11 protein-coding genes, 4 tRNA genes and 1 pseudogene are annotated in these 14,235 nt (G+C 43.8%); 9 read left to right on the top strand and 7 right to left on the bottom strand.

Annotated elements, in window-relative coordinates; translation table 11 throughout:
* Positions 1–4 precede the first annotated feature (4 nt).
* From CWI32_RS09170 to rnr, 4 genes are all read right to left on the bottom strand, one after another.
* Positions 5–214 carry a YheV family putative zinc ribbon protein gene (locus tag CWI32_RS09170; protein WP_171063315.1) on the bottom strand — a complete coding sequence of 70 codons (210 nt, stop codon included), beginning with the start codon at positions 212–214 and terminating at the stop codon, positions 5–7.
* Positions 215–254: 40 nt separating this feature from the next.
* A complete protein-coding gene (locus CWI32_RS09165) occupies positions 255–2,309 on the bottom strand; it encodes a M3 family metallopeptidase (RefSeq protein WP_171304341.1) in 2,055 nt (684 codons plus the stop codon).
* Positions 2,310–2,448: 139 nt separating this feature from the next.
* Complete coding sequence (locus CWI32_RS09160; protein WP_227523620.1) at positions 2,449–2,919, bottom strand: DUF8453 domain-containing protein; 471 nt, start codon at positions 2,917–2,919, stop codon at positions 2,449–2,451.
* 79 nt (positions 2,920–2,998) lie between these two features.
* Positions 2,999–5,446: a ribonuclease R gene (gene rnr / locus CWI32_RS09155; RefSeq protein WP_100535173.1), complete on the bottom strand. Its 2,448-nt coding sequence runs from the start codon at positions 5,444–5,446 to the stop codon at positions 2,999–3,001.
* 263 nt (positions 5,447–5,709) lie between these two features.
* Here rnr and CWI32_RS09150 point away from each other — a divergent pair.
* The 4 genes from CWI32_RS09150 (at position 5,710) to CWI32_RS09135 (ending at position 6,389) form a co-directional block, all read left to right on the top strand.
* Positions 5,710–5,799 (top strand) — tRNA-Ser (locus tag CWI32_RS09150).
* Between the two features lie 16 nt (positions 5,800–5,815).
* Positions 5,816–5,892: transfer RNA gene (locus tag CWI32_RS09145), tRNA-Arg, on the top strand.
* 48 nt (positions 5,893–5,940) lie between these two features.
* Positions 5,941–6,017: transfer RNA gene (locus tag CWI32_RS09140), tRNA-Arg, on the top strand.
* 295 nt (positions 6,018–6,312) lie between these two features.
* Positions 6,313–6,389 (top strand) — tRNA-Arg (locus CWI32_RS09135).
* 105 nt (positions 6,390–6,494) lie between these two features.
* Here CWI32_RS09135 and CWI32_RS09130 read toward each other — a convergent pair.
* Entirely contained in the window at positions 6,495–7,793 is a 1,299-nt protein-coding gene (locus CWI32_RS09130; protein ID WP_100535172.1) for a hypothetical protein, read from the bottom strand.
* A 160-nt stretch (positions 7,794–7,953) separates the two neighbouring features.
* Between CWI32_RS09130 and CWI32_RS09125 the strand changes: the two genes are divergently transcribed.
* The 4 genes and pseudogenes from CWI32_RS09125 to yddG all read left to right on the top strand — a co-directional run bounded on the left by CWI32_RS09125 (position 7,954) and on the right by yddG (position 11,112).
* Positions 7,954–8,451 carry a YcxB family protein gene (locus tag CWI32_RS09125; RefSeq protein ID WP_100355124.1) on the top strand — a complete coding sequence of 166 codons (498 nt, stop codon included), beginning with the start codon at positions 7,954–7,956 and terminating at the stop codon, positions 8,449–8,451.
* 42 nt (positions 8,452–8,493) lie between these two features.
* The gene (locus CWI32_RS09120) at positions 8,494–9,135 is read left to right on the top strand and encodes a fumarylacetoacetate hydrolase family protein (protein ID WP_005094098.1); all 642 of its coding nucleotides are present in this window, start codon (positions 8,494–8,496) and stop codon (positions 9,133–9,135) included.
* Between the two features lie 155 nt (positions 9,136–9,290).
* Positions 9,291–10,228 (top strand): annotated as a pseudogene (locus tag CWI32_RS09115) (DMT family transporter).
* On the top strand, positions 10,225–11,112 hold the full coding sequence (gene yddG, locus CWI32_RS09110) for an aromatic amino acid DMT transporter YddG (protein ID WP_005094096.1): 888 nt from the start codon (positions 10,225–10,227) through the stop codon (positions 11,110–11,112). Before CWI32_RS09115 ends, yddG begins: the two are co-directional and overlap by 4 nt.
* A gap of 30 nt (positions 11,113–11,142) precedes the next feature.
* Here yddG and CWI32_RS09105 read toward each other — a convergent pair whose 3' ends face one another.
* A complete protein-coding gene (locus tag CWI32_RS09105) occupies positions 11,143–12,390 on the bottom strand; it encodes a YihY family inner membrane protein (protein WP_100535170.1) in 1,248 nt (415 codons plus the stop codon).
* 114 nt (positions 12,391–12,504) lie between these two features.
* Between CWI32_RS09105 and wrbA the strand changes: the two genes are divergently transcribed.
* Complete coding sequence (wrbA, locus tag CWI32_RS09100; RefSeq protein WP_100535169.1) at positions 12,505–13,101, top strand: NAD(P)H:quinone oxidoreductase; 597 nt, start codon at positions 12,505–12,507, stop codon at positions 13,099–13,101.
* 53 nt (positions 13,102–13,154) lie between these two features.
* Here wrbA and CWI32_RS09095 read toward each other — a convergent pair whose 3' ends face one another.
* Positions 13,155–13,604: a hypothetical protein gene (locus CWI32_RS09095; protein WP_100535247.1), complete on the bottom strand. Its 450-nt coding sequence runs from the start codon at positions 13,602–13,604 to the stop codon at positions 13,155–13,157.
* Positions 13,605–14,235: the final 631 nt, after the last annotated feature.

The raw sequence follows: 14,235 nt of genomic DNA, 5'->3' as shown, positions 1-14,235 counted from the left end.
TTTTTTATTTTGCTGAACGAGGTTTAAACTGAATCACGCCAATTTCATCTGGAACAGCTGGTGTTTCTGGTTGGTCAACATGTGTGGGACGATTTTCTTCATAACCACACTCGATACATTCAATCCACTCATCTTCACCAGAGGTCAGCATGACGACACGATCTAACGCCTGACATTTTGGACATTTTGCGCCTGCAATGAAACGACGTTTAATGGTCATCATACTCACCTTGTGATCAACTTAAAAAGCTAGTTTAAGCGTTTTTAGAGCGGTTCGTCCAACCTTGATGACGTAGCAATGCATCTATTTTTGGCTCGCGTCCGCGGAAATTGATAAATGCGTCAAGTGCTTGATCTTTTCCGCCAACTGCGAGGATATTTTCCCGAAACTGTTTTCCAGTGGTGGTATTAAAAATCCCTTCATTTTCGAAACGGTCGAAGGCATCACTGGCCAAAACTTCGGCCCATTTATAGGAATAATATCCCGCTGCATAACCACCGGCAAAGATATGACTAAAGCTGTGCTGAAAACGGTTATAGGCGGTGGTGGGCAGAACTGCATATTTTTCACGAATTTCATTCAGTGTGGCCTGAACCTGTTCCGCATTTGAAGCCGGATTGGCACGGTGAATACTCAAGTCAAACAAGGCAAATTCAAGCTGACGTAGGGTTTGCATGCCGGATTGGAAGAAACGTGCATCGAGCAGGGCTTTGAGCAGGTCGGCCGGCAAAGATTCCTTGGTTTCAATATGTTCACTGAGCAGATTCAGACTGTCCTGATCCCAGGCCCAGAATTCCATAAACTGGCTTGGCAGCTCCACGGCATCCCAAGCCACGCCATGCGTACCTGCCACCGCGATATTGTCGACTTCAGTCAGCATATGATGCAGGCCGTGACCAAATTCATGGAACAGGGTAATCACTTCATCATGCGTGAGCAGTGCAGGTCGGTTGCCAACAGGTGGAGTAAAGTTACCCACCATATAGCAGATCGGTTTTTGCAGGCCATCACGGGTCTGCATGCGCGAACGGAAACCGCTCATCCAGGCACCACCACGTTTGCCTTGGCGCGCATACAGGTCAAAATAGAAACCGCCAATCACCTGACCTTGATCTTCCAGTTCGAAATAACGCGCCTCTGGATGCCAAACCGGCGCTTCACGTTCAATCACCTGAATGTCATACAGGCGATTGACAATACTGAACAGGCCTTGCAGGATTTTTGGTGCAGGGAAATAAGGTTTCAGCGCCTCCTGTGACAGGTTAAACTGCTGCATTTTCAGCTTCTCTGAATAATAGCTGCTGTCCCAAGGTTTCAGTTCATCAATACCATCTTCAGCGGCAATGGCTTTTAGTTCTGCAATTTCCTTGGTTGCCGGCGCACGGGCATGCTCTGCCAGATCACGCAAGAATTCATCTACTGCCTCTACACTTGGCGCCATTTTGCTGGCCAGAGACAATTCTGCATAATTGTTGAAGCCGAGCAGCTTGGCCATTTCCTGACGTAAGCTGAGGATTTCTTCAATTAAGGCGGTATTGTCAAATTCAGTCTGCTCGGACTGATCTGAAGCGCGCGTGGTATAGGCTTTATACAGCTCTTCACGCAGTTCACGATGTTCCGCATGGGTCATGATTGCCAGATAAGACGGGAAATCTAGCGTAGCGACCGGCTGATCCAGCTCGCGTTGCTGGCCATATTGTTTTAACAGCTCAATATTACTTTCAGAGAGACCCGCTAACTCATCTTCAGCTAATGGTCTGAAATAAGCCTGAGTTGCATCCAGCACATGGTTGGAGAAGTCCGAAGACAGTTGTGAGAGACGTGCAGAAATTTCCGCATAACGTTTCTTCGCTTCGCCTTCTAAGGCCACACCAGACAGTTTGAAGTCACGTAAGGCCAGTTTGATGGCACTTTGCTGGGCTGCGGGTAATTCATTAAAAATTGATGCATCATGAACATGCTGATAAGTTTGATACAGCGCCGTATGTTGACCTAGTTGTGTATAGTATTCGCTCAGACCCGGTAATAAGGCTTGATAGACGTCACGGGTTTCGGCATTGTTCATCACGGCATTCAGATGCGATAACACGCCCCAGGATTCACTCATATTATTTTCGAGGGTATCGACCTGTTCCAGAATCTCAAGTTGGGCCTGAACCGAGTCTGGCGTGTCAGTCAGTTCATTTAAAAACTTTTGTCCGGCTTGAATGGTTGTTTCAATTTTTTCTTTGAGATCGGCCAGGGTAATCTGATCAAATTGTGGAACAGGCAAAGTTGCCTTTTCTAAAGTCATGTCGGTCTGCCAAATTAATTTTCTATATTCAGTCTAGATGTAGGGCCTTTGGTGGGGGAAATCAAGGTAGTTAAAGTTTTTTCTCTAGCTTTGTATTTAATATTTTCAATTCTTTATTAATATTTTGAAGCTGTTCAATAAATCCACCATCAGATCAGGGTAAGGCTTCTAGTTCATTTATATCGATGATGGAAATATCAGTGATTTGAGTTTTCCATAAGTTTAAAGGGTGCTGATACCAATACGTGACTTTCATGGTGATAGGATTATTATCTAAAGCCTCTCTGAGGCCGCCGTATTGTCCCCAATCGTATATATAGCTCTGATTGGGTGTAAATACTTTGACTCCATGTTTGAAAATACCGCTATCAAAATAATCTTTTGAAATATTTAATTTTTTAATTCCGAAGGCCCGTTTAGGAATGGGTTGATCACTCGATATTTGTACATTATAGGCAATGGATTTTCCTATATTCTTTATCTGTAGTTGAATGAAAGATTGCTTACCGTAATGCGGAAGAGCAAAAACTATAATTTGTGGTTGCTGATCAGATTTAAATACGGCATAAGTCACAAGCAAAGCCATTAAAGAAATGATCAAAGTAAAAATAGTTATGGTATCCATTCTTATAATTTTTCCTATTTTAATATTTTGATTATAAATAAAAAAGAGCGCCTTAGCGCTCTTTTTATACCGTCAAAAATTATTCAGTCTTGGCTTTTGCATTCGACTTTTTCTTTTTCACTTTGGTCTTTTTCTTTACTTTATCTTTAGCCTTTGCTTCAGGCTTTGCTGCAGATTTTTTAGCAGACTTGCTGTTGTAAGAGCTGGGTTTTCCTTTGGCTTTTTTGCGTCGTATGGGCTGTTCTCCATCGGCATTCAGGCTGGATTTAGACTCGCGCTCATTCTTGCTAAAAACCTCTTCTGTTGCTGCTGGACGTACTGCCGGTTTTTTCTCGCTCACGCGCGGCGCACGGGCACGGATCGCACGGCCGGCATGACTGAGCTGCTGTACCAGTTCAAAGTCGATCTTGCGCTCTTCCAGATTGACACCAGCCACCTTGATCTTGACTTCATCGCCCAGACCAAAGACCTGACCACGATTCTGGCCGACCAGATTCTGACTGACTTGATCAAAGACAAAGAAGTCATCGCCCAACTGGCTGACATGCACCATACCATCTACATACAGGTCTTTTAGCGTCACAAACAGGCCAAACTCTGCTGTGGCACTAATGATGCCAACAAATTCTTCGCCCAGATGCTGCTGCATATAATGACATTTCAACCAGGTCGTCACCGAGCGAGAGGCTTCATCGGCACGGCGTTCAGTGGCAGAGAAATGTGTTCCTGCTTCATCTAAAGCTCCACCTGAAAGCGGAGATGGCTTTTTATTTAAATGCGCTTTAATGGCACGATGCAATAACAGGTCTGGATAACGTCGAATTGGCGAAGTGAAATGTGTGTACGCCTCATAAGCCAGACCGTAGTGCCCCGCATTGTTAGGGCCGTAATAAGCCTGCATCATGGAGCGTAATAACACCGCATGAATGCTTGGTGCATCTATGCGGTCTTTGGTCGCTTCAATCACCGCCTGATAATCTGCTTGGGTCGGTTGCTCCGGGAATTTCAAACCAAGCAGCTTGACGAAATCACGGACTTTTTGAATACGCGAGAATTCAGGTGGCTCATGTACGCGGTACAACATCGGAATTTCATTTTTCAATGCATATTCTGCGGCTGCCACGTTGGCCAGCAACATACATTCTTCAATCAGCTTATGCGCATCATTACGACTACGCGGCAAAATCTCTTTAATTCCGCCCAGCTCATCAAAAGTCATATACGTTTCAACGGTTTCAAATTCCATGGCATGACGTTCAGCACGTAAACCTTTCAGAACCTGATAGAGTTGGAACAGGGTATTGATCGACTTGCGAACTTCGCGATCTTCGGTAATGGCCTGACTGTCGCCTTCCAGATATTGGGCAACCTGATCATAAGTCAAACGTGCTTTAGAGTGCATCACGGATGGATAGAACTCAAAACCGGTAACACGACCGGCACGTGACAGTTTTAAATCACAGACCATACAGAGACGATCAACAGCCGGATTTAAAGAACACAAGCCATTCGACAAGGCTTCAGGCAGCATTGGTAAAACAAAGTGCGGGAAGTAGACAGAAGTTCCGCGTTCCTGCGCTTCATCGTCCAGTGGTTTGCCTGTACGTACATAATGACTGACATCGGCAATCGCTACGACCACGCGATAACCGCCACCCGGACGTTTTTCAGCATATACTGCATCATCAAAGTCACGTGCATCTTCACCATCAATGGTGACCAAAGCTAAATCACGCAGATCCACACGACCTTCACGGTCTTTTTCTGTTGGTTCTTTAAAGCTTTCTGCATCCTGAATCACTTCTTCCGGGAATTCATAGGGCAAACCATATTCTAAAATGGTTTGTGGAATGATGATTTCGGTATCGGCTTTATTTGCCATGGACTGGACAATATGACCGGTCGCAAATTCTTCACGGGTCGGATAAGTATCAATCGCCACGCGAATCGAATCACCCAGATTGACTTGCGCATGTTCAATCAGTTCTTTTTCAAGAGTAATGGGCTGATGCGCATTTGGGCTGGCAGGTTGAACAAAGTATTCACCTTCATATAGGGAAACTTTACCAATGATCTGCTTAACGCGGTGCTGCACAACTTCAGTCACATAACCCCAGGCTTTACCTTTACGGTCTACTGAAGTTTGACGTACTTTGACACGGTCGCCATTAAAGACCAGTCGTAGTTCACGCTCAGCCAGTAAGAGATCGTCCTGGCCAGAAATGTTGGCAGTTCCCATCCCGCGGGAATTGATATAAACCGTCGCTTCGGATTCAGGCTGCTCGACGGCAATCTGGAATTTATAACCATCTTTCATCAATTGCCCGTCACGTACCATCGCAATTAAACGATGACTGAGAGCATCAATACTTTTTTGATCTGCAATTTCGAAATGTTCTACCAGGTCGGCATGAGACTGGGCATTATTTTTTTCTATGGTTTCTAAAATTAGCGTACGGCTTGGGATAGGGTTGTCATAACGTTCGGCTTCAGCTTTTGCTTCAGGATCGACCCAGTTTTTCATCATGTCTTTAAATTTATCTTAGGAGATAGGTTTAGCATAAAACATGTGTGCGCAGACTGCACGTAAATGATTGCAATAATCCATTTAAGTTTTCAATTTTCTGTTCATTTTAGATAACTGGAAATTTATTCGGTTTTTTGAGCAGGAAAATGTACGAAAAATCGCTGAATTGCTTAAAAAGTATTTAAACGAGCAAAAATATGCACTTTTTTTCGATGCTGCGCTTGCAGTGCCATGCCGAAATTTGTATTATGGCCGCACGTTACGGTGAGATGGGTGAGTGGCTGAAACCACGTCCCTGCTAAGGACGCATACGGGTAACTGTATCGAGGGTTCGAATCCCTCTCTCACCGCCACGCTTACTTATGTCGCGCGCTCATAGCTCAGCTGGATAGAGCACTTGGCTACGAACTAAGGGGTCGGGAGTTCGAATCTCTCTGAGCGCACCAAGTAAGTTAAGCAGAAAAACGTATTGCCAACCTAGGCACACAAGTTACGCGCTCATAGCTCAGCTGGATAGAGCACTTGGCTACGAACTAAGGGGTCGGGAGTTCGAATCTCTCTGAGCGCACCAACTTGAACAATCAACCGCTTTCATAGCGGTTTTTTTGTGCCTGAAATTTGGGAACATCTTTCTCGGTATTTGCTGTGTACTTTTCATCAGGATGAAATGGAGCTTGTCGCCACATTGAATGCAGCGTCAAAGTCCGGATGGTATTAATTGTTTTTAGCTCTAAATGTGCAGAAATTCTCACAGAAAACTGTCAATACTGCTGTATCGTTTAATTACTATACATTCAGTTGTGCTTTTATTAAAAAACACTTAACAAGCCTTAAAAAAACCGTATAATGCACCCCATCAAGACGTCGCGCTCATAGCTCAGCTGGATAGAGCACTTGGCTACGAACTAAGGGGTCGGGAGTTCGAATCTCTCTGAGCGCACCAATCTTGATAAGAATTTTGAAAAAACCGCACATTGATGCGGTTTTTTTACGTCTGTGATATTTAACGCTTTTTCATATAAAAAACCAATAACTACCGATTCGTTGATTATCTTAATTTTTGCTGTACCTTGAGTGCATAGACGGTATTGCCACCCACCGCAGGTAATACATCGTGATAGGGCAGACTGCGCATGGCCCTTAATAAAAACGGTGCCTGATCATGAATCTTCATGCTGCTGGTAATTTGGAACAGATTACCTTGTGATTGCGGCAATAGCTTCATGCCGCCTTTGACAAACTTTAAGTCGCCACCATTGGCATTGAACTGATTCTGCAAGGGATCGGGCTGGTAAAAACGCATCTTGAAGTTAAATGGAATCTGAATCACGCCTAAGCCCACTGAAACTTTATAGTTGGCATCTACACTTTGGGTATTGATCGGGTTAAGTTCGACTTTCTTGATCTGGCGCGGGAAAAGCTGTTGACTGGCTTGTGCAGCCAACCACGGTCGTAGCTTGTCTACCGAATGCGGAAAGTATTGATAGGTGCTGCTAAATCTCAAATTTTCTGACGCTTTTCCTTCTTTGACCTGATAGCTGGGCAAAATAAAACTGACCGGTTGGCCGGATTTTTGACTAAGCTGGGCAATCTTCTGTAGCTGTTGTGAATTAAATTTGAGCTGTGGAGTCGGGGCGGTGAGTGTTGTGGCATGACTGATTTTAAAACGCTGTTGCAGTGCTTCGAGTAGAAATGCGTTGGTACCGGGAGGAATGCCAAGTTTGGCTTCAGGCAGGGCATTGAGAATCTTACTGAATAGAAAACCTTTGGGCTGGTTCAGGTCGCCCCACTGGGTCACTGTCACCAGAGTTCTGTGCGGATCAAGCGCGAACCATTCCAGTTTTCCCGCGCCATAAGGAATGGGTGCATCAATAATTAAAGTGCTGATGCTGTTATTGCCCAGATGATGCTGCATCACCACGGTTTCTTTGAAGTTCAATATCGGAATTGGTGTGGGGATATGCACCTGATATTTGACCTGCTGAATCGAGCCTTGCTGTTCTAGAATTTTGGCTGACTTTAAAGTCGGAAACAGGCCAACATAATCCGGATAATGCTGTAGCAATTTCTCGACCTGTGTTTCAGCCACAGGCAAAACCACGGCGGCACTATAAAATTGTGCCTTGCTGGTGGCCTTACTGTTTAAGGTAGGAAGCTGGGTTTTAGTCACCGGATGCGCATAAATCAGAATCCTTTCGCCTGTCAATTCTGCCAATTGTTGGGCATTGCCCGGATAAGCACTCAGGCTACTGGGTAATTCTGCATCCCAGGGAATGATCTTGGCCAGTGATAAAGTAGACAGACCCGAACAGATACCGATCGCAATGCATTGCTTGAATCCTTTCATTCAACATCCTGTTGCATATTTTTTGTTTTAATTGCTGTTTATTTAAAACTAAATACACGTTTTTCCAAAGCAAAGTTATGTAATTGATGCGTCAGGCCATAAGCATTGTGCATATTTTGCTATAGTATTGGGCAAGATTTTATTTTTTTGATGTGATGCTATGACTGAGTCAGCACCGACTTTATCGACCCGTTATTTTCTGACTTTAGAAGAATCTCAGGATGGTTTTGCCTTGGCGACTTTTGGCAAAAAGCAGATTTCACGTTTTCTGACGCCTCTGGTCAGTATCGGGATTATTATTTGGGGTTTTTCGATGGGCTTTGACGGGGTAGGACGCTATTACGTGGCTTTGGGGGCATTCTTCCTGATCCTGCAAGGCATCATGCGTTACTGGTTTCTACCGATGATGTTTAAACGCCAGTTCGTCAAATATCAGTTTGGTAAGAGTGAGCAAGGCCTCGATCTGTATCAGGACTATGCGGAGATTTTTAATAATGAGCGTAGCAAGCTGGTAGCGTATAGTGAAGTGCAGAATTTTGCTGCCGGCAAACTGACCTATATGCTGGAACTGAAAAACCGTACCGTCATCATTGTGCCAAAACGTGCCTTTAAAGATGCGACTGAGCAAAACATTTTTGAGAATACATTTAAAAAATAATCCAGAGATCGATATAAAGACAAATAAAGGAAAGTTTTGATCATGAGTACACGCCCATCCAAAATTGTCTGCGTTGGTCGCAGTTATGCCGATCATGCCAAAGAACTCGGAAATGCGATCCCTGATCGTCCGGTCTTATTTATTAAGCCACCGAGTGCCTTAGGCTCGCTTGATGCAGGGATTGAATGGAATCCGGAGTGGGGCAACTGCCACTATGAATGTGAACTCAGTTTGCGTATTGACCGGACTTTAAGCAAAGAAAATGATCCTGTAAAAGCACTGCAAGCGGTGGGTGCGGTGACTTTAGGTCTGGACTTGACCCTGCGTGACTTGCAGGATGAACTCAAGAAAAAAGGCCAGCCTTGGGAACGTGCCAAAGCCTTTGATGGTTCGTGTCTGTTGTCAGACTGGATTCCTGTGAATGATGTGGTCGCGGACTGGCAAGATGTGCATTACACTTTGGAGGTGAATGAAGAACTGCGTCAAAAAGGCGATACCGCTTTATTGATTTTTGATATCGCGACTTTACTGGCAGATATCAGCCAGGTATTCACTTTAGAAGAAGGTGATGTGGTGATGACGGGTACACCCGCAGGTGTGGCGGCATTGCATGCAGGCGATCAGTTAAAAATGATCCTGAAAGGCCAGTCTCAGGATTATATCTGGACGACTTGGGTTAAATAAGCTGAACGGTTTATTTTTTGATTGAAAGGACTGCGAACGCAGTCCTTTTTTATCGAGTTTTAAAATATTTACAGCGCTGGCAAAATAATAGAAAAGTATTGTTTTACCGCAGAGAAGATTATAGTGGGCACTTTAAAGCGGTCACAGGAGTAGGGGTGAAGCAACGTCAGGCGCTAGATGCCAAAGCATCTGCCATCATGTTTGTATTATGTATGTTGTGGGGCTACAACAGGTCGTGCTGAAATGGGCGGCCAGTGATATTTCAGTCTTGATGCAAATTGCCTTGCGTTCAGCCTTGTCTGCGATCATGGTGTATCCCCTGATTCAGCAGAGCGTGCGCCGTCAGCTTTTGAGCACCCGCTATTTGCCTGCAGGATTGCTGGTCGGAATACTGTTCGCAACCGAGTTTTATCTGATTGGGGAAGCACTACGCTATACCTCAGCTTCGCATACCATTGTTTTGCTTTATACTGCGCCGATTTTTGTCGCATTGGGTCTGCACTGGAAATTGCCGGCAGAGCGTTTGTCGCGTGTGCAATGGGGCGGTATCTTCGTGGCATTTAGCGGGATTGTGGTCAGTTTTTTACTCAGACCACAGACAAGCTCTACTTTACAAACCGATGCTTTGTGGGGAGATTTTCTGGCCTTACTCGGAGGTATATTCTGGGCAGCCACCACTGTCAGTGTACGTCTGAGCCGACTGGCTGAAGCACCTGCCACCCAGACCTTATTCTATCAATTATTGATGGGCGGCATATTATTGCTACCCTTGGCCTTTTTTAGTGGGCAAGCGACCATTCAATGGACGACCCTGTCTATTTCCAGTCTGATCTTTCATACCGTGCTGATTTCCTTTGCTAGTTATTTGATCTGGTTCTGGATGCTGAAACATTATCTGGCTTCACGTTTGGGCGTATTTTCTTTTTTAACGCCTGTATTTGGCATGCTGTTTGGGGTGCTGATTCTGGATGAACAGATCGAACTGAATTTTATTGTTGGAACCTGTATGGTCATGCTGGGCGTGATTCTGGTGAGCTTGCAGGGATGGCTGAAAAAACCGAATACAACGAATAATCCTCAAGAGCAAACATGAACGTCTGGTCGATGAAACTGGCCACCTGGATTGGCCTGTCTTCCATTCTGATCTGGGCCAGTCTGGTGGCTGTGGTCAAATTGATTACCGAATCTACCAGTCCGGTGCAGGGGATTGCCCTGATTTACACTTTTAGTAGTCTGGCGATTCTGGCATTGATTGGATTTCCTAAAATCAGGCAAATGTCCAAGCGCTATCTCTTGGGTTGTGGGGCTTTGTTCGTTGCTTATGAAATTCTATTTCTTGTTGCAGTTGCCTGGTCGGATCACCGTGAACAGGTGATGCTGATTGCGATGATTAATTATCTCTGGCCACCTTTGATGATTGTCTTTTCGATATTTGCTCGGCAATTGCAGGCGCGTCTTTGGGTCATTCCAGGATTTTTGCTTGCTGTAGTCGGTCTGATGTTGGTGGTCAATCCTGAAATTACCAATCTATCGAAACTTATGCAGGTTTTAGCTGAAAATCCTTGGGCTTATGGCTTTGCTTTTATCGGTGCCTTGTTATGGCCATGTTATTGCATTCTGACCAGAAAATATGGTCGTGGACAAAACGGCGTACCGATTTTTTTTGTGGTCGCCGTCATTGCGTTATGGGGCTTACATCTGGGCTTGGATGAGCCTTTCAGGATGCCTTCATTGAAGCTCTGGCTGGAAATCGCCATAGTAGGCAGTCTGATCGGGATTGCTTATAGTAACTGGAATCAGAGCATGCAGTACGGCAATATCAAGGTACTGATTTTGGCCACCTATTTTATGCCAATTCTGTCTTCAGTTATGTCGATGCTGATTCTGGATATTCGACCCGAGCTGAGTTTTTGGATTGGTACTGCTTTGGTGACCGCAGGTGCGATCGTCTGCTGGAAGTCTACGCAAACAACTTAAAAAAATCCTCTCAAGCGAGAGGATTTAGGATTATTTATTCCGGAACAATTCGGAAAGTGGAAAACTCAGCTTTTCTTCCAGATATTGATCGGTTTCCTGTAGCTTAGGCGAGAATTTCTGCATCCAGATTTCCTCGGTATGTGCCTCGGTGAAGTGATGCTTACGTGGCAATGGATAAGGAAGTTGCAGATAAAAGTCCCAAAAACTCACCTGATCCAGATCACGTACCAAGACATATTCATTGTCATCGGTACGTTTGATCAGATTTTGTTTTTCAAACATGCTCACATAGTTTGGCCAGCGACCAATTTCATCACGACCCAAAGCATCTAATGCTTCTGCTTCACTAATGCTCTCACCAGTTTTTTGCTTTTTATAAAACAGCTCTAATAGATCCAGCAGCATGATGATTGGGTGACGTTTATGATCCTGGCCAGATTCAAAGGCCGTCAGGGCATAACTGATCTCAACGCCGAGTAAGACAATATTCCAGGATAAATAAATCCACAGTAGAAAGATCGGCACAGCGGCGAATGCACCATAGACAATCTCATAACTGGTAAAGTTTGACATCACAAAACCGAACAGGTTTTTAAGCAGCTCAAACACCACTGCACTAAACAGGCCGGCAATAAATGCAGACTTGAGTGGCACACTGCGATTGGGGATGGTCCAGTTGAGAATGAAAAACCCGAGTACGGTCAGAGAAAAGGAAATGGCCCAGAGGATAAAAGCACCATTAAGTTCATACCCGGCAAAGTTATTGCTGAGGATACTCATGGAAGCCACGGTTGATGAAATGACGAAGGCACTACCCAGTAAAATTGGTCCCAGCGAAATGATAGTCCAGTAGCGCATAAACCCGATAATTCCACCTCGGGTCTGAGTCACTCGCCAAATTCGGTTAAAGGCCGTTTCGATACTGGTGAGCATCAATACGGTCGTAATAAATAAAAACAGGATACCAATCACGGTTAAATTACTGGATTTATCGGTAAAGGCATTCAGCGCTTTATCAAAGGCAATCGTGGTTTTGGGTAGAAAGTTACTGTAGATCAGCTGTTGCAATTGTTGTCGTGCAGGCTCTAAGGCTTTAATCGATGAAATAATGACCAAGAAAACCGTCAACATCGGCACGACTGCGAAAAGCGTAGTATAGGTCAGAGAACCGGCTTGCTCACGACAACGGTCTGCTTCAAAGCGTCGAAGTACGAATAAAATAAACTGAAACCAGTGTTTCTCATAAAAGGGTAACTTTTTTAAATACTCAACAATCATGTGCATCCAATCTCAATTTTTTTAATCATCATGAATTTTCATCCATTAGCTTAACCAAAAAAGTTACAGAATATCGTATAGTTTTATTTTTTTAAGTAATGAATAAGAAGCCTCATGCAACCTTATGTTCTTGTTTTATATTACAGCAAATATGGCTCAACGAAAGAAATGGCACATCTGATAGCCAATGGCGTTGAATCGGCAGGAATGGCGGTAAAAATTCGGACTGTCCCGAATATTTCTAGCGTCGTAACCATAGCCGAGCCGAGTATCCCGGCAGAAGGGGATATTTATTGCAGTTTAGAGGATTTGGCCCAGTGTTCTGGCTTGGCCTTAGGTTCACCGACCCGTTTTGGCAATATGGCCTCAGAAATGAAATACTTTTGGGATCAGACCACCAGTCTATGGCTGAATGGCGCGTTGCATGGTAAGCCGGCTTGTGTCTTTACCGCATCGGGCTCCATGCATGGCGGACAGGAAAGTACCTTGTTGACTATGCTGCCACCATTATTCCACCACGGTATGATGATTATGGGGCTCAGTAATGCTACAGCTGCCTTGTCCAATACCAAGACTGGCGGTACGCCGTACGGTGCCAGTCATGTCAGTGGCCCACGGCATGATCAGGGTTTAAGCCCAGATGAAAAAGTTTTGTGCGAAGTACAGGGCAAACGACTGGCTGAAGTGGCTTTCAAACTCAATCAGTCTTAAGCATTAACTCAGAAGGAAATGAAGAACTCACTCACTTCATTTCCTTCATGATATTAATCTTCTTTTTGATCTTTTTGATCTTTTTGATCTTTTTGATCTTTTTGATCTTTTTGATCTTTTTGATCTTTTTGATCTTTTTGATCTTTTTGATCTTTTTGATCTTTTTGAATAAATCTATGTTTGCATTTTAAACATTGATAATCCAAGAATAAATTACGGTCGACGGAAATCCCGGCTTTTTTGCCGAGGAAATTCCCTATTACACCACCGGTAATGCCAACACTGATTGCCCCGACAAAAGTACCCACTGTCCCACCTAAAATTACACCTAAGGGGCCAGCAACAGTACCAATCGCTGCGCCAACGGATGCGCCAGAAGCGGCACCACCGACTGTACCCGCAGTGGCACCGGCCGAGCTCATGAGAATGCCACCAATTTTCTTTAAATTCTGTTCGTGATCACGCTGTTCGATGTCAGTGGAACCACATTTAGGACATTGCATAGGTTTTTCCATCAAGGATTGGTATTCACTTGTTTTAAGTTTATGGAGGAGATGCAATTTTCTCTAGATCAGCAGCTCTTCATAATATGCTGCAACAGCATATATACATGCTGAATCCTGAGGTCAGGAGCATTTCCTACCTTCCTGATTCTAGTTGAATTAACGCTAAAACATTGTATTTCAGCTGTAAATATATTTATTTTTATCTGCGTGAGTCATTTTTGAATTATTTCGATCATGCAGGACACTATAAGATTTTGGAGGTTTTTCTTCCTCAGTACTCTATCTATACACAGGCCTGATTGGCCATTTCTTTATATTCAAAGCAGCTGACGGTTTGCTGGCTGCTCTCAAAAGCTTGCAAACAGAAAGGATTCATTAAAGCTATTTGGCATTTTTTATCAAAAAAACAGCTTAAAATCGGCATTTTTTTATAAGTGGTTTTCATTCTCATTGATTAATTGTATTTTTAATAAAGTGTGATATTTATTATTATTAATGAGAAGTTCTAATAAAATAAAAATTTACAGATTTTTAAAATTAAAATAAATAATAATTTGGGTCGTGATTAGATAATTTATTTATTATTTATAAGATAAAAAATATATTATTTTAATCAAGTTTTTTAGAT

The sequence above is a fragment of the Acinetobacter pseudolwoffii genome (assembly GCF_002803605.1).
In the GTDB taxonomy this organism is placed as follows: domain Bacteria; phylum Pseudomonadota; class Gammaproteobacteria; order Pseudomonadales; family Moraxellaceae; genus Acinetobacter; species Acinetobacter pseudolwoffii.
This window is presented reverse-complemented; position numbering and strand designations above follow the sequence as displayed.

Bases quoted from the DNA above. Each gene is read 5' to 3' on its own strand.
- yddG (WP_005094096.1), top strand. From the start codon at position 10,225: ATGAACGTCTGGTCGATGAAACTGGCCACCTGGATTGGCCTGTCTTCC.
- wrbA (WP_100535169.1), top strand. From the start codon at position 12,505: ATGCAACCTTATGTTCTTGTTTTATATTACAGCAAATATGGCTCAACG.
- CWI32_RS09130 (WP_100535172.1), bottom strand. From the start codon at position 7,793: ATGAAAGGATTCAAGCAATGCATTGCGATCGGTATCTGTTCGGGTCTG.
- CWI32_RS09095 (WP_100535247.1), bottom strand. From the start codon at position 13,604: ATGCAATGTCCTAAATGTGGTTCCACTGACATCGAACAGCGTGATCAC.
- CWI32_RS09105 (WP_100535170.1), bottom strand. From the start codon at position 12,390: ATGATTGTTGAGTATTTAAAAAAGTTACCCTTTTATGAGAAACACTGG.
- rnr (WP_100535173.1), bottom strand. From the start codon at position 5,446: ATGATGAAAAACTGGGTCGATCCTGAAGCAAAAGCTGAAGCCGAACGT.
- CWI32_RS09120 (WP_005094098.1), top strand. From the start codon at position 8,494: ATGAGTACACGCCCATCCAAAATTGTCTGCGTTGGTCGCAGTTATGCC.
- CWI32_RS09125 (WP_100355124.1), top strand. From the start codon at position 7,954: ATGACTGAGTCAGCACCGACTTTATCGACCCGTTATTTTCTGACTTTA.
- CWI32_RS09160 (WP_227523620.1), bottom strand. From the start codon at position 2,919: ATGGATACCATAACTATTTTTACTTTGATCATTTCTTTAATGGCTTTG.